The organism is Bradyrhizobium sp. IC3195, from assembly GCF_020193585.1.
Taxonomy (GTDB): Bacteria; Pseudomonadota; Alphaproteobacteria; order Rhizobiales; family Xanthobacteraceae; genus Bradyrhizobium; species Bradyrhizobium yuanmingense.
The window spans coordinates 127,511-148,219 of record NZ_JADYVG010000004.1; the positions used below are offsets into that span (position 1 = coordinate 127,511).

Annotated in this window: 21 protein-coding genes; 10 read left to right on the forward strand and 11 right to left on the reverse strand. The window is 64.2% G+C overall.

The annotated features are described in order from the left end of the window. Window positions 1-163 precede the first annotated feature (163 nt). The 3 genes from I6F09_RS10975 to I6F09_RS10985 form a co-directional block, all read right to left on the reverse strand. Window positions 164-1,366, reverse strand: a complete 1,203-nt coding sequence (locus tag I6F09_RS10975) for a hypothetical protein (protein WP_074447521.1) — start codon at window positions 1,364-1,366, stop codon at window positions 164-166. A 267-nt stretch (window positions 1,367-1,633) separates the two neighbouring features. After that, on the reverse strand, window positions 1,634-2,827 hold the full coding sequence (locus tag I6F09_RS10980) for a M20/M25/M40 family metallo-hydrolase (RefSeq protein WP_225127508.1): 1,194 nt from the start codon (window positions 2,825-2,827) through the stop codon (window positions 1,634-1,636). 67 nt (window positions 2,828-2,894) lie between these two features. After that, window positions 2,895-4,136: an MFS transporter gene (locus tag I6F09_RS10985; RefSeq protein ID WP_036026052.1), complete on the reverse strand. Its 1,242-nt coding sequence runs from the start codon at window positions 4,134-4,136 to the stop codon at window positions 2,895-2,897. A gap of 344 nt (window positions 4,137-4,480) precedes the next feature. Between I6F09_RS10985 and I6F09_RS10990 the strand changes: the two genes are divergently transcribed. Together I6F09_RS10990 and I6F09_RS10995 are read left to right on the forward strand one after the other, a co-directional pair. Next, a complete protein-coding gene (locus I6F09_RS10990) occupies window positions 4,481-4,705 on the forward strand; it encodes a DUF3606 domain-containing protein (RefSeq protein ID WP_036026050.1) in 225 nt (74 codons plus the stop codon). A gap of 172 nt (window positions 4,706-4,877) precedes the next feature. Beyond that, the gene (locus I6F09_RS10995; RefSeq protein ID WP_036037914.1) at window positions 4,878-5,060 is read left to right on the forward strand and encodes a hypothetical protein; all 183 of its coding nucleotides are present in this window, start codon (window positions 4,878-4,880) and stop codon (window positions 5,058-5,060) included. 113 nt (window positions 5,061-5,173) lie between these two features. Here the strand turns inward: I6F09_RS10995 and I6F09_RS11000 are convergent, their stop codons facing one another. Both I6F09_RS11000 and I6F09_RS11005 read right to left on the reverse strand, forming a co-directional pair. Further along, window positions 5,174-5,443 (reverse strand): HGGxSTG domain-containing protein, encoded by a 270-nt coding sequence (locus I6F09_RS11000; RefSeq protein WP_036026046.1) that lies wholly within the window; start codon window positions 5,441-5,443, stop codon window positions 5,174-5,176. Further along, window positions 5,440-6,084 (reverse strand): hypothetical protein, encoded by a 645-nt coding sequence (locus I6F09_RS11005; protein ID WP_225188042.1) that lies wholly within the window; start codon window positions 6,082-6,084, stop codon window positions 5,440-5,442. Before I6F09_RS11005 ends, I6F09_RS11000 begins: the two co-directional genes overlap by 4 nt. Before the next feature lie 429 nt (window positions 6,085-6,513). Between I6F09_RS11005 and I6F09_RS11010 the strand changes: the two genes are divergently transcribed. Next, window positions 6,514-7,497, forward strand: a complete 984-nt coding sequence (locus I6F09_RS11010) for a tripartite tricarboxylate transporter substrate binding protein (protein ID WP_225127499.1) — start codon at window positions 6,514-6,516, stop codon at window positions 7,495-7,497. An 11-nt stretch (window positions 7,498-7,508) separates the two neighbouring features. On the opposite strand, the gene I6F09_RS11015 is transcribed toward I6F09_RS11010, so the two are convergent. After that, on the reverse strand, window positions 7,509-7,967 hold the full coding sequence (locus I6F09_RS11015; protein ID WP_225188043.1) for an NUDIX domain-containing protein: 459 nt from the start codon (window positions 7,965-7,967) through the stop codon (window positions 7,509-7,511). A gap of 108 nt (window positions 7,968-8,075) precedes the next feature. On the opposite strand from I6F09_RS11015, the gene I6F09_RS11020 reads away from it, so the two are divergent. Beyond that, window positions 8,076-9,140, forward strand: coding sequence for a DUF1236 domain-containing protein (locus I6F09_RS11020; protein WP_225188044.1), 1,065 nt, complete (start codon window positions 8,076-8,078; stop codon window positions 9,138-9,140). A 43-nt stretch (window positions 9,141-9,183) separates the two neighbouring features. On the opposite strand, the gene I6F09_RS11025 is transcribed toward I6F09_RS11020, so the two are convergent. Then, on the reverse strand, window positions 9,184-10,146 hold the full coding sequence (locus I6F09_RS11025; protein WP_225146164.1) for a lytic transglycosylase domain-containing protein: 963 nt from the start codon (window positions 10,144-10,146) through the stop codon (window positions 9,184-9,186). Window positions 10,147-10,324: 178 nt separating this feature from the next. Here I6F09_RS11025 and I6F09_RS11030 point away from each other — a divergent pair, with 178 nt between their 5' ends. Next, window positions 10,325-11,362, forward strand: coding sequence for a L,D-transpeptidase family protein (locus tag I6F09_RS11030; RefSeq protein WP_225188045.1), 1,038 nt, complete (start codon window positions 10,325-10,327; stop codon window positions 11,360-11,362). Here I6F09_RS11030 and I6F09_RS11035 read toward each other — a convergent pair. The 3 genes from I6F09_RS11035 to I6F09_RS11045 all read right to left on the reverse strand — a co-directional run bounded on the left by I6F09_RS11035 (window position 11,359) and on the right by I6F09_RS11045 (window position 13,902). Continuing rightward, window positions 11,359-11,634: a hypothetical protein gene (locus tag I6F09_RS11035; RefSeq protein WP_225188046.1), complete on the reverse strand. Its 276-nt coding sequence runs from the start codon at window positions 11,632-11,634 to the stop codon at window positions 11,359-11,361. The genes I6F09_RS11030 and I6F09_RS11035 overlap by 4 nt on opposite strands. 76 nt (window positions 11,635-11,710) lie before the next feature. Next, window positions 11,711-12,568 (reverse strand): VOC family protein, encoded by an 858-nt coding sequence (locus I6F09_RS11040; RefSeq protein ID WP_225188047.1) that lies wholly within the window; start codon window positions 12,566-12,568, stop codon window positions 11,711-11,713. Window positions 12,569-12,711: 143 nt separating this feature from the next. Beyond that, window positions 12,712-13,902: a urate hydroxylase PuuD gene (locus I6F09_RS11045; RefSeq protein WP_036004266.1), complete on the reverse strand. Its 1,191-nt coding sequence runs from the start codon at window positions 13,900-13,902 to the stop codon at window positions 12,712-12,714. 263 nt (window positions 13,903-14,165) lie between these two features. Between I6F09_RS11045 and I6F09_RS11050 the strand changes: the two genes are divergently transcribed. Beyond that, entirely contained in the window at window positions 14,166-15,476 is a 1,311-nt protein-coding gene (locus I6F09_RS11050) for a sorbosone dehydrogenase family protein (protein WP_225188192.1), read from the forward strand. A gap of 157 nt (window positions 15,477-15,633) precedes the next feature. On the opposite strand, the gene I6F09_RS11055 is transcribed toward I6F09_RS11050, so the two are convergent. Continuing rightward, window positions 15,634-16,434, reverse strand: a complete 801-nt coding sequence (locus I6F09_RS11055; protein WP_225188048.1) for an SDR family NAD(P)-dependent oxidoreductase — start codon at window positions 16,432-16,434, stop codon at window positions 15,634-15,636. Between the two features lie 243 nt (window positions 16,435-16,677). Between I6F09_RS11055 and I6F09_RS11060 the strand changes: the two genes are divergently transcribed. The 4 genes from I6F09_RS11060 to cyoD are packed head-to-tail and all read left to right on the forward strand — an operon-like array spanning window position 16,678 to window position 20,525. Beyond that, the gene (locus I6F09_RS11060; RefSeq protein WP_036026020.1) at window positions 16,678-17,511 is read left to right on the forward strand and encodes a ubiquinol oxidase subunit II; all 834 of its coding nucleotides are present in this window, start codon (window positions 16,678-16,680) and stop codon (window positions 17,509-17,511) included. Further along, window positions 17,501-19,501, forward strand: coding sequence for a cytochrome o ubiquinol oxidase subunit I (gene cyoB, locus I6F09_RS11065; RefSeq protein WP_225188049.1), 2,001 nt, complete (start codon window positions 17,501-17,503; stop codon window positions 19,499-19,501). Before I6F09_RS11060 ends, cyoB begins: the two co-directional genes overlap by 11 nt. Then, window positions 19,501-20,142: a cytochrome (ubi)quinol oxidase subunit III gene (locus I6F09_RS11070; protein ID WP_036037890.1), complete on the forward strand. Its 642-nt coding sequence runs from the start codon at window positions 19,501-19,503 to the stop codon at window positions 20,140-20,142. Before cyoB ends, I6F09_RS11070 begins: the two co-directional genes overlap by 1 nt. Further along, complete coding sequence (gene cyoD / locus I6F09_RS11075; RefSeq protein WP_036026014.1) at window positions 20,139-20,525, forward strand: cytochrome o ubiquinol oxidase subunit IV; 387 nt, start codon at window positions 20,139-20,141, stop codon at window positions 20,523-20,525. Before I6F09_RS11070 ends, cyoD begins: the two co-directional genes overlap by 4 nt. Window positions 20,526-20,709: the final 184 nt, after the last annotated feature.

Below are 20,709 nucleotides of genomic sequence, written 5' to 3' on the forward strand. Positions count from 1 at the left end.
CTGTCTTTGGTTCTTCTTCTTCGTAGGGTGGGTTACCTAGCGGATGCGCGAAGCGCAGTCCGCTGGCGTAACCCACCTCTTCTGTCTCTGCGGATACGAACAGTGGTGGGTTACGCCTAGCGGTTTGCGCTTCGCGCAATCCGCGGGGCTAACCCACCTTACGCTAGACTATGAAGTCAGTCGCCTCCAGCGAGGCCGCATGCACTCCGCTCAGGGTGATGGTGTCATTGGCAGTGAGCTGAATCACCGCATTGCCCGAGCTGTCATCGCTGATGAGGCCGGACAGGGTCGCCCAGTCGGCAAAACCGTAGTCGTGCAGGTTGATCACGTCGAGTTCCCCCGCGGTGCTGCCGACCGCGATGTTGCCTTGATTGAAGTCGTTGATGACGTCGTTGCCGGAGCCGGCCGTGAAGACGAAAACATCGTTGTTCGGTCCGCCCCACAGCTGATCATTACCCGCGCCGCCGTTCAGCGTGTCCGTGCCGCCGGTGATAGAGCCAGGGGTAGATGGCGCATAAGTCCGCGCATCGCCGTAGAGATGATCAGTGAACTCTCCGCCATTGAGGATGTCATTGCCGCCACGCGCACTGCCGGACATGTTCATGGCGTCGCCAATCAGCTGGGAGCCGTAGACGGCCGGCGGCGGCTCGCCGCCATTCGTCACGAAGGTCAGGGTATCGTTGCCACCCTGGGCATTGTCGGTCAATGACGTGAGCGAATCGCCGGCCAGCGTTCCACCTCCGATCGCCATGCCGCTGCTGATGCCGAGCGTGAGGTCGTCGTTGCCACCGATTGTATTGCCGGTCATGGCACCGATGGCATCCCCACTGAGGGTCGCCGTGCTTTCGTATGCATATTCGAATACGTTCAGCGTGTCGTTGCCGCCATGCGCGTTGTCGCTCATGGATCCCCCGGCATCGCCGCTGAACACGTTCTCGAAGGCGCGCCCACCGGTCACGCCTGTCAGCGTGTCATTGCCGCCTTGCGTGTTGCCCGACATGTCGCCTCCGGCATCTCCGTAAATGGAGATGTTGGAGCGGAAATTGCCGCCGGCGTCGGCGGTGAGCGTGTCGCTGCCGCCTGCAGCATTGCCCAACATGGTCTCGGCGTCGCCCATAATGGTGGCGCCGCTGAAGGGATAATCCACGTTCGCCGTGAGCGTGTCGTTGCCGCCGTGGGAATTGCCCTGCATGACCGTGTCTTCGCCGATCAGCGTAACGAACACGTCCGCGTTGAGGATGGTTGCCGTCACCGTGTCGTTCCCGCCCCAGCCGTCGATCGGGAAGTTGGGATCCCCGACGATGGTCGCGGTTTGGCTGAAGTCCGGAAAGGTAAGAATCAGGGTGTCGTTCGGCATCGTGCGCATGGCGCATCACTCCCATTTCATGTCAGTCACGTGACTCTGAAAACAGCGGAGGTCTCGGCGAGACGCACTGCGGTCACGCTTGGATCTGAATCTACTTGGAGTTGATGGCGGAGGTTTGCTCCTGACTCGGTTTGATTGCGGCCGAGGAACCGCGTGACGGTGCTCGCCATCGATGGCAGCACGGGACAGGCGCGGACTTCACGGAAGCCGCGATCGACCCGTTAGATCAGAGCCGTGTTAAAGCGCTATGACGTGCCGTTTGCCATCTCACCGCATCGTCGCCAGCTGCACCGCCAGCGCGCAGGCGCGGTCGTATTCGTCGAGATTGATCCATTCGTCGACCGTGTGCGCCTCGTTCTGGCCGGCACCGAAGGTCACGGTCGGAACGCCGTGGCGGACCATCCAGTTGGCGTCCAGGCCGCCATTGGCGGCGCGCACGTTCGCCGTTCCGCCCACCGCAGACACCGCCTCGATCGCGCGTTTGACCACCGGCAGGTTCTCCTTCATGCGGAACGGATAATAGTCGGTCTCGGCCTTGAACTTGACCTTGCCGGACTTGCCTTGCGCGTTGGTGACCTTCTTGGCCGCCTTCTCGAACGCGGCCTTGTAGGCCTTGGTGATCTCCTTGAAGAATTTTCCGTCATGGCTGCGGCTCTCGCCGCGCACGTGCACGTAGTCGGTGACGACGTTGGTGGCATCGCCCGCGGGGCGGCCTTCGCCGCCGGTGACCGGGCCGACATTGCTGGTGCCTTGCCTCTTGCCCTTCACGACCTTGCCGAACCAGCCGCCGGCCTTCACGTCCGCAAGCGCCAGCGCCATGATCATGGTCGAGGAGATGCCGCGCTCGGGTGCGACGCCGGCATGCGAGGCGCGGCCGAAGATCTCGACGGTCCAACGGTCGGCGCCGACGGCCCCGATCACGACGTTGGAGGCCGAGCCGCCGTCATAGTTGAACGCCATCACGGGCTTGCCGAGCTCGTCGAGCTTGACGTGCCGCGCGCCATAGAGCCCGCTCTCCTCGCGCACGCAGAACAACAGCGTGATCGGCGGATGATCGAGCTTCTGCTTTTGGAGCTCGGCGGCCAGCGTCACCAGCACGCCGCAGCCGCAGCGATTGTCGCCGCCGAGCGCGGTCTTGGCGTCGTTGACGATCTTGCGCCCCGTCAACTTTGGCTTGGCACCGGCGCACAGCGGCACCGTGTCCATGTGGGTCATGAACATGATGCGTGGATGGTTGTGCAGCGCGCCGCGGCCGGGCAGGTCGACGATGAGGTTGCCGGTCTCGGTCGGCACCGGAATGCGCGTGTTGGCGTCATCGAGCCGGATCGCCTTCGCCGGCACACCGCTCTCCTTCAGCGCAGCCGTGAGCTCCCGCCCGATCGCCGCCTCCTGCCCGGTGACGCCCTCCACGGCGAGGAAGCGCATGAGACGATCGGTGGCGGCTTTGGTGTCGACAGGCATGGACTCGAATTCCCTTGATGCGGATGGCGGCGCAGCATCTCCTGCGCTTCCGCATTTCGCAAGGGGCTCAGACGCGCTGCGTGTAGATCAAGAAAATCAGCACGCCTACGGCCAGTGCCGCCGCCATGAACAGCAGCACCGCCGGCAGCCCCGCGAGCGCGGCCACCGCGCCGGTGACGGATTGCATCAGCGCAGTGCCGAGAAAGAAGGCGAGATTGACGGCCGCAAGCGCCTTGCCGGCGACCTGCGCATCGACGAGTTGCCTGGACATGCCGAACAGCAGCGGCTGCGCCGAGGTGAAGAGCCCGATGAGCACGAACAATGCCAGATCGTAGGAGGGCGGCATGACGTTCACGCCGAACAGCCATGCAACGGCAAAGTGCGGCGCTCCCAGCGCCATCAGCGCGAGCAGTAGCGCCGCGATCGCATGCGTGCCGGCGACCAGCTCGCGGCGGCGGCCGAGCCTGCGGTCGATCATGCCGACGAGCAGCGGGCCTGCGATCATCGCCAGCGTGAACGCGCCGAGCTGGTTGCCGGCCTCGATCCGCGTCAGGCCCTTGATCTCCATCAGCCAGGGTCCTCCCCACAGGCCGCGCAGCACCAGCGTGCTCGCCAGCGACACCATCGCCAGCGCGATCACGCCGCGCAGCGGCCGTGACAGGCCGAGCCTGACCACATCGATCATCTGCGACAGCGGCGAGGACTCGTCCTTGTGCTCGGCCGGCTGGTGCGGCACCAGTACGAACACCGCCAGCGCGACGAGGATGCCGCCGATTGCGGAGATCCAGAACCCGGCGCGCCAGCCGTAAGTATCGATCACGAAAGCGAGCGGGCTCGCCGACAGCAGCATGCCGATATTGCCGATCGAGAGGATGGCGCCCGACCACAATCCGAATCGCGCCGCCGACAATTGCTTGGCTGCGAGCGTCATCGGGCACATCAGCATGCCCGAGGTGGCGACGCCGAGCAGCAGTTGCCCGACGGCGAAGCTCTCGGGCCCCGTCGCAAACCCCGAGGCCATCGCGCCGAACACGGTTCCCGCCAGCAGGGCGAGCGACACCGGCCGCACGCCGAACCGGTCCATCGCCGCGCCGACCGGGATCTGCGAGGCTGCAAAGGCAAAGTGGTAGACCGACGTGAGGCTCGCCAGCGCCTGCGGCTCGATGTGGAAATCCGCCGCCATCAGGTCGAGGCTCACCGCCGGAATGGTGCGCAGCAGGGTCGACAGCATGTGGCCGCAGGCGAGCGCGACCAGCGCGAAGATCAGCGCGCGGGTGGCGGTGCCCGCGTCGTCGTCGGCATTGGTCATGAGCGTCCCGTCCCGAGAAGGTTTTAGGGTGGGTTACAGGATTGAGGGGGCGGGTGCCAATGGCGGCAGCGCGCCCCCCTCATGCCGGAATGTGACCTCGGACTGGTACTCGACCTCTCGAGCAATGCCATTGCCGAGAGGTTAGCCGCATTGCAACGCACCACCTTCGAGACGGCACTCAGCCTGGTAGGGAGTCATGGCGTTGCGCCGCGGGGATAAAGTGTTGTGGGCGTCTCCGCGGTGCGCGCGACGGTTGCATCATCTTCGCTCTTGGGAGCTTCCGTTGGCGAACGTAGGAACAAAGGAGACATCGTCTCTCTTACCTAGGTTAGGGAGACCTGATCATGCTGTCCTCGAGACCGCCACGGCCCATTCGCACGACGCTCGATCTTGCGAACGCTGAGCAGGTCAAGTCGGTCCGCAGGCGGCTTCGCATCTCCAATGCCGATCTGGTCAGGATCGTCGACAAGATCGGCAACTCTCTGGCGGCCATCGAGAAGGAAGTGGAGCTCGAAAAGCTGGCCGTTCAGCAAGGTAGTGCCAGGGACGCAGCGACGACCCTCGAATGAATCCAACCCATCACGTGGGAAAGGAGAATTGCGATGAACAGTCTGATCTACCTCATAGGGCTCATCGTTGTGATCGCCGTCATTCTTTCGTTCTTCGGCTTGCGATGACCCGCCACGGCCCGGCAGGCGACCGCCGCGCCGGTGAAGTCATTCTTAATGTCGCGTGCAGCAAATGGTTGATGCGCACCAGGTCAATACCATCATAGCGACGACGCTTTGTGCGTTCTTCGAGCGGCTTCCCGACGCTCAAATCGGCACTGAGGAAGCCAAGCTGCTGGCCAAGCAAATCACTGAAGCGCTGAACGCAGCTGGGCTGCAGATTGTCCCTGTGGCTCCGGCAAATACACGGCCCTAGTTCTATGGCTGCGGCACCGAGCTTTTTGGCTTAAGGCTCCATCAGAGCTTCGTTTTCTTGAGGTCATGTCTCGCGCCGGAATGGCGTCATCCGCGTCGCTCCTGGGCCGCAATCTATTTCAACTCGATCAGCAGCTTCCAAGCGTCCTCCAGCAAGGCCTTCATCCGGTGTCGCTCGGCGCGGGCGTCCGGTGTGCACATTCCATGTTGATATGCATTCCGGTTGCCCTTCGGAGCGCCCGATCTCGGCGCGCCGCCATGCATGCGGCAGCGGCGCTTGCCGTGCACGGCTGGCGCGCGGCACGCGAGACCGCGGCGCGTCTGCGCCCCGCAGCGCGGGCTCGACTGCATTGCATCGGTATGACGGATGTGATCGCCGGTCATACGCAGGCGCCACTCGTATGGACCTCGCGGCCTGCGCCCGTTTCTGCATTCGAAGTCGTCTCCATTGCGCCAGCCTCCGCAATGATCATGCTGGCATGCTGCGTGACGTTGCCCACGATCGCCCGTCCGCCGTCCTGCACGGACAAATTCTGCACCGTGATCGCGCGCTCGTCGCTATTGCGATGACGGTTCAGCGCTTCGACCTGGGCGGCGAAGGTGCGGGAGAGTCGGGTCAACGCGCGGGCGACGCCCTCTTGCTGTGCGAGATCGTCGGTGCAGGCGAGCCGGCAGGCACAGCGCATCGCCGCCATGTGCACCGACACCATCTGCGACACCAGCATGGCCTCGATGGAATCCTTCGGCGCGATGCTCCTGATGGTCGAGATCATGAAGGCGAGATTGGCCTCATCCGGCTTCTGCCCGACCACGCTGGCCTTGACCAATTGCCTCAGCATGCCGTGCATCGCGTCGCGGTCGGCGGCGCCGAGCGCCTCGGCCAGCAGCCGCTCGCCGGCCTGTGGGTCGGGATGGCTGATCGCAATGCGCCGCTTGTAGAGTTTTACGCGCGGGGTCGCGGCGGGGACGCTGCGATCGGATGCCGCGAGCGGCGAGGGGATGTGGCGTTCGAGAGCTGTCGTCATGGGCATGTGTCCTTTGAGCGCGCAAGCGCGAACGGCCGTTCGCCGCTGCGCGCGAATGCGGATTTCGGAATGTCGATGAAGGGTTTAGGCGCAACCGCGTCGGCACGGGTCCGGGCCGGCAGGCCGTGACGCTCGCGACCGTTGCGATGATGGCATTATGGCACTGTTTTGCCCGACGCGACAGAATTTATTTCGTAAATCCGAAAAATTTCCTCGGCCCTGCGCAAGCCTTTGTTCTGAAAGGGGCGGTCTACTGTGCAAGGGGTTGTTTTCGCACTTTTGTTTTGGAAGCGGCACACACGTGCCGTGCGGCGGAATGCCGGCGCTCAAACGCGATTGCGAAATCCGGCACGGCCGCTATTCATGACTTCTACGGCGTCGCACCAACAAGCATGCACAAGCGGCGCCAAGAGGTCTGGGAGAGAACGAATGCAACGAACCGCCCGCCTGCTGGCAGTCATCGCAGCTCTATGCGCCTTGGCGCCGGCGACAGAGGCTCTCGCGCAGAAATATCCGTCGCGGCCGGTCAAGATCATGGTCGGCTTCAGTGCGGGCGGCCCGGTCGACGTCGTCGCGCGCATCATTGGCGATCGGCTCAGCAACAAGCTCGGCCAGCCCTTCGTCGTCGAGAACCGCGCCGGCGCCAACGGCATGATCGCGGCCGAAGGCGTCGCGCGCGCCGATGCGGACGGCTACGCCATGCTCGCCTGCAACTCGTCGACGATCACGCTGAACAAGACGCTGTTCAAGGACATCCGCTACGATCCGCAAGTCGATTTTGCGCCGCTCACCACAGTGGTCTCGGCGCCGCTCGTCCTCGTCGTCAATCCCGAGAATCCCAAGACGGCGAACGTCAAGTCGGTGGCCGATCTCGTCGCTGCGGCGAAGGCCGCGCCCGGCGCGCTCGCCTACGGCTCGGGCGGCAACGGCAATCTCGCCCATCTCGCCATGGAGCTGCTCAGCCAGAAGGCCGGCATCAAGCTGATCCATGTGCCCTATCGCGGCGGCTCGGCCGCCGAGGTCGGCATTCTCGCGCAGGAGGTGCTGGCGGTGTTCGATCCGCTCTCCGCCGTGCCGCTGGTCAAGGCCGGCAAGCTGCGCGCGCTGGCGGTGTCCTCGGCCGAGCGGCTGCCGGCGCTGCCCGACGTGCCGACCGTGGCGGAAGCCGGCTATCCCGGATTCGACATCTCGTTCTGGGTCGGCTTCTTCATGCCCAAGGCAACACCCGCGCCGATCCTGGAAACCCTGCATCGGGAGATCGTCGCCGCCGCCAAGGATCCCTCGGCCGAGGAGAAGCTCGGCGCGCAAGGCGTCGTCAGCGTGCTCAGCCCGGCCGACTACGCCGCGAAGATCGCCAAGGAGACGAAGGAGCTCGCAGAGGTGGTCGCGGCGGCGAACATCAAGGCGGAATAGGGCGCGACGCGCTATCTGCCCATCAGCAGCTTAAGCCGGTCGAGCAGCGGACGCTGTCCTGCATTGATCTTCTCCTGCGCCGCGTCGAGCGTGAACCATTCGGCGCGGTCGACTTCCGGAAAGGCCTGCCGCTTGCCGCTGCGCGGCGGCCATTCCATCTCGAACGTGTTGCTGCGAATGCTGCGCACGTCGAGATCGAGCTCGGCCGCGAAGGCAGTGACGAGCTTGCCCCCGCGCTGCCTGACCTGGCCGAGCGGGGTGAACGGCATGGAAAGCTCCTGTCCCAGCTCCTCGGCGAACTCCCGTCGCGCAGCGGCCTCTGCGTCATCTCCGTCCGCGTACTCGCCTTTCGGGATCGACCATGCGCCGAGATCCTTGTTGCGCCAGAACGGCCCTCCGGGATGGACCAGGAGCACCTCGATGTTCCCACGCTTGCGATAAGCGATGATCCCGGCACTCTTCGATGGCATTGCAGGTTCCGCAGAAAAAGAGCCGCGGCCTTCCCTCGGGAAAAAGTGGAACTGCGCGTCCTAGCGCAGGTTAGTAGCCAATGTTCATTTGATGAAAGGGAGTGAACCATGATCCGCCTGTTGGCAACCACCGCATTGGGGGTGGTGCTGGCGAGCGCCGCGTTTGCGCAATCGCCCAGCACGAATCCGCCGTCTCAGCAGACGCCGCAGTCCCAGTCGAACTCCACCGCGCCATCCACGACCTCGCCGTCGAGCGCGACCGACAAGCAGCAGACCACATCGCAACCGCAGCAATCCCCGTCGTCGGGAACGCCGGCCCAGACCACGCAGACCAATCCACCATCGTCCGGCTCCGGCACCGCCAATACGGGCTCGACTGCGCAGTCGCAGAGCGGGACGGCGAATTCCAATGCAGCCGGTAACCAGCCTGCAACGCAGCAGAGCGCCAACCCGCCAGCTGCGAACACCAACCAGGCACAGGACCGGTCCAATCCGCCGCCGGCCAGCAATCAAGCCCAGCAGGCACCGGCCGCATCTGGAACCAACCAGGCCCAGCAGGCACCGTCTGCGCCGACGAGCAACCAGGCGGCCGCCCAGACCGACGTCAACCTCAACAAGCAGCAGGAGACCAAGATCAGCGCGTCGATCTCGCACCTCAACGTGCGGCCGCTGACCAACGTCAATTTCGCGCTGAACGTCGGCACGGTGGTGCCGCGCGACGTGCACCTCTCGACGCTGCCGCCCGACGTCGTCGAGATCGTGCCGCAATATCGCGGCTACAGCTTTGCGCTGGTGAAAGATCAGATCGTCGTGGTCGATCCGGCGACCTACAAGATCGTGACGGTGCTGCCGTATTCAGGCCAGTCCACGGCGACAACGACGACCACGCGCGAGCGTAGCGCCAGCAAGTTCTCGGATCGCGATCGCGAGGTGATCCGCAAGCATGCGAAAACCCGTACCGAGGGGCGCAAGGAAGTGCGGACCACCGGCAGCACGGCGCGCAGTGAGATCCGCGTCGGTGACCGTCTTCCCGAGAGCGTCGAGGTCGAGGAGTTCCCGACCACGGTCTACCGCGATGCGCCGGGCTTGCGTGAATATCGCTACATCCACCGCGACACCCGGACCTATGTCATCGAGCCGCGCGAGCGGCGGGTGATCGAGGAGATCGACTAGGTCGATTTGGGTCGGAGCCGCCGCAAGCGAGCGGCTCCGATCGTTAGCCTGACGTCCGTTCGCGCGATGCGAGACGAACGGCGCGAGCCTTCGCGCTCTTTCCGGCCGCGCGTGCCGCGATCATGCTGCGGGCCTTGCCGGGAGCCGTGACATTCTTCCGCAACAGTGTGGCGAGCCGCTTGCGGGCGCCCTTCGTCGTCACGCGCGCCGCGACTTGCTCCGCCTTGCGAATGATGTTCGCCACCGAAGGCGTCAGGTTCACCGGAACCCAGGCGACGTCCTTGGCCTTCGAGAGACTGCCGATGCCTTCGCATGGCGCTTCGCGCGGCAGGTCGATGCGGATCGCGAGTGCCTCCGACCGTTCGGTCCAGTCTTCGGCCTTGGTGCCGGTGATGATCCGGACATAGTCACGCGTTTCGCGCGGCAGCTCGCTCTGCCTGGCAAGCCATTTCTGGATGCGGCCGGGACCGGCATTGTAGGCCGCGGCAGCAAGGCCGAGATTGCCGAAATCGTCGCGCAGCTTGCGCAGGAATTTTGCCGACGCCGGCAGGGCCTTCATCGGATCGAAGGGATCGTCGAGCCCGACCTCGGCGGCCGTCCCCGGCATGAACTGCGCGACGCCCTGCGCGCCAGCATGGCTGACCTCGTTGGACTTGAAGCGGCTCTCCTGCCAGATCAGGCGCGCGAAGAACGGCACCGGAATGCCGCTGGACTCGGCGGCCTCGCGCAGCGCGTGACAAAATCGTTCGGTTGGCGAGGGCTCCGCCTGCACCACCGGCTCAACCGCGCGCGGTGGCTCGATCACCTGCTCGTAAGCCGCGTGCGCGTTGGCAAGCTCGATCGCTTGCACGCTGGCGACGAAGAGCTCGACCACCGGAACAAGTGACGAGGCATGATTGTTCTTGAGAACAGTGGTGTCGAAACGTGATGCTTGGCGGGATGCCGACGGATCGAGATCGCACATCAGAAGCAGAAACGCGGCGCAAGCCGCGACGACAAATCGCATTTCCTGGGAGAACCTCGAACTGTGGGATGGAACGGCCAGCGATGCGCCGGCGATAGGAAGTTCTTAACCGTCCGATTGCGGCAAAGCTGCGATCTCGTCGGTTCCTTCGGTGTTACTACGGTGTTCCCGAAGAGAAACTCTCCGCGGCTTTGCGGGCTGTTTGCGAATGGGATGCGCGATGACGATGCGATGGATACTAGGCGCGGTGATGTCGCTGTGGCTCGCCGGCCCGGCGCTCGCAGGCAATCTCGATCGGGCTGCGGTGAACGAGGCTGCGCGTCCTGCGAAGCCGCCGGCCACCGACAAGCTGAATGCAGCCGTGGTGAAGCTTCAGGTGCTGCTCGATCGCGCGCAATTTTCGCCCGGCGAGATCGACGGCAAGTTCGGCGAGAACGCGCAGAAGGCGCTCAAGGCGTTCGCGGAGCAGAACGGCATCGCATCCGACAAGGTTGTGGCGCCGGAGCTCTGGGACAAGCTGACTGCAGCGAGCGAGGGCCCGATTCTCGTCGACTACAAGATCACCGACCCCGACGTGAAGGGACCGTTCTTAAAGAAGCTGCCGGCCAAGCTCGATGACATGAAGTCGCTGGATGCGCTGAGCTACACCAGCCCGCTCGAAGGACTTGCCGAGAAATTCCACATGAGCGCGGATCTGCTCAAGGTGCTCAATCCGGGCAAGGCGTTCGACAAGGCCGGAGAGACGATCGTGGTTGCCAATGTTCCGGCGCGGCGCGAGTTGCCGCGCATTGCCCGGCTCGAAGTCGATAAGACCAACGGGACCTTGAAAGCGTTCGACGCAAGCGGCGCTCTGCTGGCGTTCTATCCGGCGTCAGTCGGCAGTCCGGATCGCCCGACGCCAACCGGAACGCTGAAGGTCACCGCCAGCCACGAGCTGCCGACCTACCGCTACAATCCCGACTACAAGTTCAAGAGCGTCAAGTCCAAGAGACCGTTCGACATCAAGCCGGGTCCGAACAATCCGGTGGGCGCATACTGGATCGGCCTGTCGGCGCAGGGCTACGGCATCCACGGAACGGCAGAGCCCGACAAGGTCAGCAAGTCGGCGTCGCACGGCTGCGTTCGGCTCACCAATTGGGACGCGCGTGTGCTCGGCGAGAACGTGAAGCGCGGCATGCCCGTCGTCTTCCTCGATGCGCCGACGGAATCCTCATCGAAGCGGCAGGGCACGCCCGCTGCGAAGCGTGCCGCGAACTAGTCCTTCGGAAAATTCTTGCGCATCGCGATCTCCGCGGCGTCGCCGGGCGACAGCACGTTTTGATCGAAGGCGGCCTGCGGCGTCGTCATGATGTCGTAGAGCGAGATGCCCTTGATCGGCTTGCCCATGAGCTCGCGGACGCATTCGGCGAGCGTGCCGTTGTAGACGAGATAGGGCGGCCCGCGATCCTTCTGCCGCTCGCCCTTCAGCGACGGCCATTTCTTCAGCTCGGCCGGCGCGTCATAGGCGATCGGCGATCCCTCTTTGAACATGCATTTGGCCCCGGTGGCTTGATGACCGGGAAGTCTACAGCCGCCGGGTAAACGCCCGTTAAAGAATTGGTTCAAATCAGCCGGCAATGAAGGCGAGCAGGGTGCCGTTGGCCTTGGCCGGCGGCACGCAGATCGCAGCTCCGCTGCGCACGGCGGCTGGCCCCAGCGCCTTCTCGGTCGCGGCGAGATCGCCGCTGACCAGCACCAGCGCGGCGGCACCGCGCTCTGAGAGGCCATTCAGCGACACGCCGGGATAACGCTTGGCGAGCTGGTCCAGCGTCAAATAGACGAAGTCGGCGCGATCGCCGCCGGAGGGCACGATGACGGCGCCGTCCGCGTCGGTCTTCGCCTCGCGGTCGATCAGGCGGGCGAGATGCGCGGCCTCCTTGGCGGGCTCTGGCGTTGCGATCAGCGTCTGCTTGATCCGCTTGGCCGCATTGGCGTGGGTCATCAGCTCGGGGATCCACACGGTCTCGCGGGTCTTGTGCTGGCAGGCGAAGATGCGCACGCCGCCCGGCGCTTCAGCCGTCGGCCACATGAAGGTGCGGAATTTAGCCGCCCAGATCGTGCCATCTGGCAGCGTGACAGGGCGTTCGAAATCGGTCGGGCCGATCGGCTCGAGGCCCCGTGCACGGATCTCCTCGGCGCCGGCGGCGCTATCGACTGCGGTGAAAGCGATGCGCTCGATGCCCTCGCCATGGCGCTCGACGAAGGCGCGGGCCGGCGCATTGTGCTCGGTCGCCACGAGCACGCCGAGCAGCTCCATGTAATCGGGGTCGAACATGATGGTGTAATTGCCGGTGCCCATATGCGCGCTGTGGGTGCCGCGCGGCGAGACCGTGAAGCCGAGTTGTCTGTAGTTCTCGGCGGCCTTGTCGAGGTCCTTCACCATGACGACGGCGTGGTCGATACCGATGACGTTCTTGAGGGCCACTGTTGTTATTCCCCGATTGCAAGCTGATTTTGCGCCGCGCCGGCGGCTGCCGGCCATGTCTACGCCGGATGGGCCGTCAAGTCATTTTCAATTCCGCGAGAGAAGCGGAATTTCATTCCGCGCGAGGCATCCTCCGACACGCTTCAGCGCGCCTGCTCGAGGTAAGCCGCGAGGACGGCGCGCTCCTCGCCGGTCATTTCCGTGATGTTGCCCGGCGGCATCGAATTCGACCAGGCCGCGACCCGTCCGATCAGGCGGATGTTGCGATGGATGTGCTCGGGCGTGTCGAGCACAATGCCCTTCGGCGCGGTGACGATGCCGGCCCAGACCGGCTCGGCCGCGTGGCACATGCTGCAGCGGGACATCACGATCTCCTCGACATTGGCGGCCGTGACGGGCGCCGACAATGCGCCCGTCTTCACCTCGCGCGGTCCGGCGGCGGAGAGGAGGAGGATCGCAATCACGCCGGCCGCGGCCACGCCCCACACCCACCAGGGCGATTTGCGCCCGGCATGACGCTCGTTGAAGAAGTGGCGGATCACCGGCCCGAGCGCCAGGACGATCGCGACGATAATCCAGTTGAAGCGCGTGGCGTAGAGCAGGGGGTAGTGATTGCTGATCATCAGCACGACGACGGGAAGCGTCAGGTAATTGTTGTGGACCGAGCGTTCCTTGCTGGCCTTGCCGAGCTTGGGGTCAGGCGCCTGTCCGGCGATCAGGCTGGCCACGATCTTCTTCTGGTTCGGAATGATCAGCGTGAAGACGTTGGCGACCATGATGGTGCCGATGATCGCGCCGATCTGGTTGAAGGCGCCGCGTCCGCTCAGCACATGGGTGAAGGCGTAAGTGAGTGCGACCAGGAACAGATAGCCGCCGATGGCGAAAGGCAGTTCGCGCTGGGCGAGCCCGGTGCGGCAGGCGGCCTCATAGAGCAGCCACGCCAGCGCCAGGCTGCAGAAGCTGAACAGTCCGGCCTGGAATGATGTGAGGTCGAGGATCGACTTGTCGACCAGGAACAGGTCGGCCTCGAGATAATACACCACCACCATCAGCGCGAAGCCGGACAGCCAGGTCGTGTAGGCCTCCCATTTGAACCAGGTCAGCTCGTCCGGCATCTGGCTGGGCGCGACCAGGTATTTCATGATCCGGTAGAAGCCGCCGCCATGGACCTGCCAGGCCTCGCCCTGCACGCCGCCCGGCAGGTCGGCCTTCGGCTTCAGGCTGAGGTCGAGGGCGATGAAATAGAAGGAACTGCCGATCCAGGCGATTGCGGCCACCACGTGCAGCCAGCGCAGCAGCAGGCTCGCCCATTCCGATATGACGGATCCCCACATGATCTCCTCATCCGGCGCGACCTGGATGCCGCAGCCTCCATGACCGTAACCGGCGATCGCCGCCCTCACAATGTGTCGCACCGTTCAACCGCATTTTCCAGTATGATGGACTGCGGCTGATGCACATCGTGCGGGCATGAACTGACGTGGGATTCGGCAGGCGCCAAACTCGCCGAGAGACCTTTTGCGGGTGATCGGCGTTGACGCACGACACGCCCAAGGCGGAGGACGACGAATTGAGCGACAGGATAAGGTTCGTGGCGATGCTCGCAGCGCTGCTGGCTGCTGCTGCGGCCGGCGCACACGCCGAGCCCGTGTTGCAGGGCAAGGATGCCTATGGCGATTGGCGCGCCGACAAGCCCGGCACGGTCAGGCTGATCCGGCCGCAGGATCTGGTCAGGCCCGGCGCCACGCGATCGGTTGCGAGCTCGTCGCGCGTGGTGCCGCGTCCGCCGGAAGCCCAGCTCCAAGTGCCGGCCGGCTTCAAGATCGAGCTGTTCGCCGAAGGCCTGCGTGCGCCGCGCATCATCCGCGTGGCGCCGAATGGCGATGTGTTCGTCGCGGAAACACGCGCCGGCACCGTTCGGGTGCTGCGCGCGGGCGAGGGCGGCAAGGTCGCGACCAACGAGATCTTCGCCAGCGGCCTGCGGCAGCCGTTCGGCATCGCTTTCTTTCCGAACGGCGACAATCCGCAATGGGTCTATGTCGCCAACACCGACAGCGTCGTTCGCTTTCCCTACAAGGCCGGCGATCTCAAGGCGCGCGGCAAAGCGGAGACGGTTGTCGCAAGCCTGCCGGATGGGGGCCATTCCACCCGCGATATCGTCTTCACTCCCGACAACAAGCGTATGCTGGTGTCGGTGGGTTCGCTCAGCAACGTCGCCGAAGGCATGGGCACGCCGCCCGGCGGGATGGAGGCGTGGGCGAAGACGCAGCCGCTCGGCGCCACATGGGCCAGCGAGCTCGAGCGCGGCGCGGTGCTGGCCTTCAACCCTGACGGCAGGGAGCGAAAGATCCATGCCACCGGTATCCGCAACTGCGTCGGCCTCGCGATCCAGCCGCAGACCGGTCTGCCCTGGTGCTCGACCAATGAGCGCGACGGTCTCGGCGACGACCTCGTGCCCGATTACGTCACGAGCGTGAAGGAAGGCGCGTTCTACGGCTGGCCATGGTTCTATATCGGTGGCAATGAAGACCCGCGCCATGCCGGCGCGCGGCCGGATCTCAAGGACAAGGTGACGGTGCCCGATGTGCTGATCCAGCCGCACTCGGCCTCACTCGGCATGACCTTCTACCAGGGCGCGCAGTTTCCGCCCGAATACCAGGGCGACGCCTTCGCCGCCCAGCACGGCTCCTGGAATAGGTCGAAACGCACCGGCTACAAGGTGATCCGCATCCGCATGAAGGACGGCAAGCCGACCGGCGAGTACGAGGATTTCGTCACCGGGTTCGTCGTGAACGATACGGAAGTGTGGGGCAGGCCGGTGGGAGTGGCGGTGGCGAAAGATGGATCGCTGCTGATCTCGGAAGATGGCAACGGCACGATCTGGTGGGTGACAAGCGCGCCGCGGTGACGCTGCACCCTCTCCCCTTGTGGGAGAGGGTGGCTTCGCGAACGCGAAGCCGGGTGAGGGGTATCTATCGTCACGAGCAGTCTCAGGTGTAGAGAGAACCCCTCATCCGGCGCTTTGCGCCACCTTCTCCCACAAGGGGAGAAGGAAGAAGAGCACCTCATCCCCGTCTCACGCTCGCACCACCATCCACCGGCAGCGTCACACCGGTGATGAAATTCGCCTCATCGCTCGCCAGGAACAGCGCGGCGTTGGCGACGTCCCAGCCCGTACCCATCTTTCTGCGCAGCGGCACCTTGCTGTCGCGTTCGGCTTCGACCTCGGCGCGGGTCTTGTGCCATTCGCGGGCGCGGGTGTCGACGGCCATCGGCGTGTTCATCAGGCCGGGCAGGATGACGTTGGCGCGGATGCCGTATTCGGCGTTCTGGTAGGCGACCTGTTCGGTGAAGGCGATCATCGCCGACTTCGTCGCCTTGTAGGCGACGTAAGGATAGGTGGTGATCGCGGCCATCGACGAGATGTTGATGATGGCGCCGCTTCTCTGCGCGCGCATGATCGGGATCACTTCCTTCGCGGCGAGGATGCAGCTCTTCAGATTGATCGCGACGACGCGATCGAATGCCTCCTCGGTCAATTGCAGCAGCTCGGCATCGCCACCGGCGAGGCTGACGCCGACATTGTTGTGCAGCACGTCGATACGTTCCCAGCGCGATTGCGCGTCCGCAACCATCGCCTTGATATCCGCAGCCTTGGTCACGTCCGCCTTGAAGGCCGCCGCCGTGCCGCCTTTCGCGGTGATCATCGTGACCGTCTCCTGCGCCGATTCCAGATGGTGGTCGACACACAAGACCTTGGCGCCCTCGCGCGCGAAGGTGAGCGCGGTCGCGCGGCCGTTGCCCATGCCTTCGCCGGGGCTTTGCCCGGCGCCGACGACGATCGCGACCTTGTCCTTCAAGCGCATCTCGGTTTACTCCCTTCCTTGTCATTATTTTCGTGCAGACTAGCAATCGCGCTCCTGGGAGAGAAGAGCGCGCTTTCCGCGTTCATGTCATTGACATCGCACGGAATTGCATGTGGCGGCCGGTCCATCGCGCATGGCTGGCCGTTGCGGTCGAGGAACCGTTCCGGCCTCGCAGCGTTTGTCGCGGAGCCTTTCCCGCGCTAGGCTCAGTCTCGGGGCTTCCCAACCACCAGTGGCTTGCCGATGAATCTGCTCGATCCGCAAGGGCCCGTGGCTGCGGCCAATAGAACTATTTTGGTCGATTCGGTCTTCATCATGCTCGTGATCGTGGTGCCGACCATTTTCGCGATTCTGGCTTTCGCGTTCTGGTTTCGCGCCTCGAATCCGAGGGCGCGCTACCAGCCGGAGTTCGTCTATTCCGGCCGCGTCGAGATGGTGGTGTGGTCTATTCCGGCGCTCACCGTGATCCTGCTCGGCGGCGTCGCCTGGATCGGCTCGCACCAGCTCGATCCCGCCGCGCCCGTGCCGGGCACCGGCAGCCCAGTGCGGATCCAGGCGGTCTCGCTCGACTGGAAATGGCTGTTCATCTATCCGGACCAGCGCATCGCCACCGTCAACACGCTGACGGTGCCGGCCGGCGCCGAGCTGAATTTCCAGCTGACGTCATCGAGCGTGATGAACACGTTCTTCATCCCGCAGCTCGGCAGCATGATCTACACCATGAACGGCATGGTGACGAAGCTGAACCTGCGCGCCGACAACGAAGGCAAGCTTCAGGGCCTGTCCGCGCATTTCTCCGGCGACGGTTTCCCGGACATGATGTTCGACGTCAACGTGATCTCGCCGCTCGCCTTCCCGGACTGGGTGGCGAACACGGCTAAGACGGACGCGGTGCTGAACGAGGACAGCTACAAGAAGCTGATGCAGCAGGGCATTGAGAAGGGCAGGCCGGTCTACCGCCTCGACGATCCGCGCCTGTTCGATTTGATCGCGACCCAGCATATTCCGCCGGGGCCCGGGCCGGCCCTCGCGTCCGAAGCAGGCCGGTCGCACAGTGGAGGCCATGATGCTCGGTAAGCTCGATTGGTCGGCCATCCCGCTCGACCAGCCGATTCCGCTCGTGGCCGGCGCGGTGGTGCTGGTCGCGATCCTCGGCGTGCTGGGCTGGGTCGTGGTGAAGGGACATCTGCCCTATCTCTGGCGCGAATGGATCACCAGCGTCGACCACAAGCGCATCGGTGTCATGTACATCCTGCTCGCCTCGGTCATGCTGCTGCGCGGCGGCAGCGACGCCATCATGATGCGGATCCAGCAGGCTGTGGCGTATCAGTCGCAGGGCTATCTGCCGCCGGAGCACTACAACCAGATCTTCTCCGCGCACGGCACCATCATGATCTTCTTCGTGGCGATGCCGTTCGTGATCGGGCTGATGAACCTCATCGTACCGCTCCAGCTCGGCGTGCGCGACGTCGCCTTCCCGACGCTCAATTCGGTCGGCTTCTGGCTGACGGCGACCGGCGCGCTCTTGGTCAATATCTCGCTCGTGGTCGGCGAATTCGCGCGCACCGGCTGGCTCGCCTTTCCGCCGCTGTCGGAACTGTCCTATTCGCCCGGCGTCGGCGTCGACTATTACGCTTGGTCGCTGCAGATTTCCGGCCTCGGCACGCTGGTGGCCGGCATCAATCTCGTCACCACCGTGCTGAAGCTGCGCACCAAGGGCATGAACTACCTGCGCATGCCGATGTTCTGCTGGACCACTCTGGCCTCGAACCTCCTCATCGTCGCGGCGTTCCCGATCCTTACCGCGACGCTGGCGATGCTGCTGCTCGACCGCTATCTCGGCTTCCACTTCTTCACCAACGAGGCCGGCGGCAACGTCATGATGTTCATGAACCTGATCTGGGCCTGGGGCCATCCCGAGGTCTACATCCTGGTGCTGCCCGCCTTCGGCATCTTCTCCGAGGTGGTCTCGACCTTCTCCGGCAAGGCGCTATTCGGCTACCGCTCCATGGTGCTCGCGACCATGGCGATCTGTGTCGTCTCCTTCATGGTCTGGCTGCACCACTTCTTCACGATGGGCGCAGGTCCCAACGTCAATGCCATCTTCGGCATCGCCAGCATGATCATTGCGATACCGACCGGCGTGAAGATCTACAATTGGCTGTTCACGATGTATGGCGGCCGCATCCGTTTTGCGACACCAATGTTGTGGTCGGTCGGCTTCATGGTGACGTTTCTCATCGGCGGACTGACCGGCGTGCTGCTCGCGGTGCCGCCGGCCGACTTCATGCTCCACAACAGCATGTTCCTGGTGGCGCACTTCCACAACGTGATCATCGGCGGCGTGCTGTTCGGTGTTTTTGCCGGCTTCGAGTACTGGTTCCCGAAGGCGTTCGGGTTCCGTCTCGACGAACGCTGGGGCAAGGCCGCGTTCTGGTTCACCTTCATCGGTTTCTTCATAACCTTCATGCCGCTCTACATTGCCGGCATGCTCGGCATGACCCGGCGCATGCAGCACTACGACGTCGCGGCCTGGCGGCCCTGGATGATCGTTGCGGCGGTCGGCGTGGCGGTGCTGACGATCGGGGTGATCTGTCAGATCGTGCAGCTCGTCGTCAGCATCCGCAATCGCGAGGCGTTGCGCGACCGCACCGGCGATCCCTGGGACGGGCGCTCGCTGGAATGGGCAACCTCGTCGCCGCCGCCGGTGTTCAACTTCGCCTTCAATCCCGATGTGCGCGGCGAGGACGCCTATTGGGATATGAAGGCGCGCGCGAGGCAGCAATCGCTCGCGCATAAGACGCCGGATTATCAGGATATCGAGATGCCCCGGAATTCCCCGACCGGATTCGTCTGTGCCTTCTTCGCCACCATCATGGGATTCGCGCTGATCTGGCACATCTGGTGGATGGTGATCCTGGGCGGCTTGGGCGCTTGGGCGACCTTCGTCGTGTTCGCCTGGCGCGACCATGACGAATACGTCATCCCGGCCGAGGAGGTCGCCCGCATCGACCGCAGCAACATCGAGGAACGGCGCAACCTCGTCAGCATGGCGGGAGCAGTCTGATGGCGATGACCGCGACCGCAAGCCACGCGCACGCCGATCCCCATCATATCGGCCTCGTCATCGAGCATCCCGGCCCCGCGCCGAAGCGGATCGTGACCGCCTACGGCTTCTGGATCTTCCTGCTCTCCGACATCGTGATGTTCTCCTGCTTCTTCGCGGCCTATGCGGTGCTGTCAGGCCAGACCGCCGGCGGCCCCAAGGGCGCGGAGATCTTCGAGCAGAGGAACGTGGCGATCGAGACGGTCTGCCTGCTGTTGTCGAGCTTCACCTGCGGCATGGCCAGCATCGCCGCCGACGTGCGCAACCGGTTCTGGTTTTATCTTAGCATGACCGTGACCTGCGTGCTCGGGCTGATATTCCTCGTTCTCGAGTTTCGCGAATTTGCCGACCTCATCGCGCGCGGCTATGGCCCGTCACGCAGTGCGTTCCTGACCGCGTTCTTCTCGCTGGTCGGCTGCCATGGCCTTCACGTCTCCGCCGGCGTGCTGTGGCTTCTCACCATGATGGCCCAGGTGTTCGCCAAGGGCTTTCGCGCGGACATCTTGCGCCGGATGACGTGCTTTGCGCTGTTCTGGCACGCGCTCGACATCGTCTGGGTCGCAGTGTTCTCCGTCGTTTACCTGCTCGGGAGCGCGCCATGAGTGAGCAGACGCATGGGATGGTCAAACGCGACCTCGCGCCGGGCGAGGAAGAAGAGCATAGCGTCGGCGCAAGGATCCTCGGTTACGTCGTCGGGCTCGTGCTCGCGCTGCTGCTCACGGCGACGTCGTTCTTCATCGCCGGCACGGACTTGGTCTGGCAGCCCTCGATTCCCGTCGCGCTGATCGTGCTCGCGATCGCACAGATGGGCGTGCATCTGGTGTTCTTCCTGCACATCACCACCGGCCCCGATAACACCAACAACGTGCTGGCGCTCGCCTTCGGTCTGCTGGTGGTGTTCCTGGTGGTCGGCGGCACGGTCTGGATCATGGCGAATCTCAACGCCAACATGCCGCCGATGGACCAGATCATGCGGATGCAGTGACAGCCGCGCAAAAAGAAAGAGCCGCTTGCTTGTGACAAGCGGCCCAAGTCTAGGGAGGAAACGCCCAAGCAAAGACAATCGGCCGGAGCCGGATTGCTGCCAAGGAAACGCTCGCGCAAGGGCGCTTGCGTTGGCATACAAATGCAGCAACCGCCGACGAAGTTCAATTCCGGATCAATACGGT

Excerpts from the sequence above, each read along its gene's own strand:
- I6F09_RS10985 (WP_036026052.1), bottom strand. The coding sequence starts at position 4,136 with ATGACCAATGCCGACGACGACGCGGGCACCGCCACCCGCGCGCTGATC.
- I6F09_RS11050 (WP_225188192.1), top strand. The coding sequence starts at position 14,166 with ATGCTCGCAGCGCTGCTGGCTGCTGCTGCGGCCGGCGCACACGCCGAG.
- I6F09_RS11015 (WP_225188043.1), bottom strand. The coding sequence starts at position 7,967 with ATGCCATCGAAGAGTGCCGGGATCATCGCTTATCGCAAGCGTGGGAAC.
- I6F09_RS11035 (WP_225188046.1), bottom strand. The coding sequence starts at position 11,634 with ATGTTCAAAGAGGGATCGCCGATCGCCTATGACGCGCCGGCCGAGCTG.
- I6F09_RS11055 (WP_225188048.1), bottom strand. The coding sequence starts at position 16,434 with ATGCGCTTGAAGGACAAGGTCGCGATCGTCGTCGGCGCCGGGCAAAGC.
- I6F09_RS11030 (WP_225188045.1), top strand. The coding sequence starts at position 10,325 with ATGACGATGCGATGGATACTAGGCGCGGTGATGTCGCTGTGGCTCGCC.
- cyoD (WP_036026014.1), top strand. The coding sequence starts at position 20,139 with ATGAGTGAGCAGACGCATGGGATGGTCAAACGCGACCTCGCGCCGGGC.
- I6F09_RS10990 (WP_036026050.1), top strand. The coding sequence starts at position 4,481 with ATGCTGTCCTCGAGACCGCCACGGCCCATTCGCACGACGCTCGATCTT.
- I6F09_RS11010 (WP_225127499.1), top strand. The coding sequence starts at position 6,514 with ATGCAACGAACCGCCCGCCTGCTGGCAGTCATCGCAGCTCTATGCGCC.
- I6F09_RS10995 (WP_036037914.1), top strand. The coding sequence starts at position 4,878 with ATGGTTGATGCGCACCAGGTCAATACCATCATAGCGACGACGCTTTGT.
- I6F09_RS10980 (WP_225127508.1), bottom strand. The coding sequence starts at position 2,827 with ATGCCTGTCGACACCAAAGCCGCCACCGATCGTCTCATGCGCTTCCTC.
- I6F09_RS11000 (WP_036026046.1), bottom strand. The coding sequence starts at position 5,443 with ATGACCGGCGATCACATCCGTCATACCGATGCAATGCAGTCGAGCCCG.
- cyoB (WP_225188049.1), top strand. The coding sequence starts at position 17,501 with ATGCTCGGTAAGCTCGATTGGTCGGCCATCCCGCTCGACCAGCCGATT.
- I6F09_RS11005 (WP_225188042.1), bottom strand. The coding sequence starts at position 6,084 with ATGACGACAGCTCTCGAACGCCACATCCCCTCGCCGCTCGCGGCATCC.
- I6F09_RS10975 (WP_074447521.1), bottom strand. The coding sequence starts at position 1,366 with ATGCGCACGATGCCGAACGACACCCTGATTCTTACCTTTCCGGACTTC.
- I6F09_RS11025 (WP_225146164.1), bottom strand. The coding sequence starts at position 10,146 with ATGCGATTTGTCGTCGCGGCTTGCGCCGCGTTTCTGCTTCTGATGTGC.
- I6F09_RS11020 (WP_225188044.1), top strand. The coding sequence starts at position 8,076 with ATGATCCGCCTGTTGGCAACCACCGCATTGGGGGTGGTGCTGGCGAGC.
- I6F09_RS11045 (WP_036004266.1), bottom strand. The coding sequence starts at position 13,902 with ATGTGGGGATCCGTCATATCGGAATGGGCGAGCCTGCTGCTGCGCTGG.
- I6F09_RS11060 (WP_036026020.1), top strand. The coding sequence starts at position 16,678 with ATGAATCTGCTCGATCCGCAAGGGCCCGTGGCTGCGGCCAATAGAACT.
- I6F09_RS11070 (WP_036037890.1), top strand. The coding sequence starts at position 19,501 with ATGGCGATGACCGCGACCGCAAGCCACGCGCACGCCGATCCCCATCAT.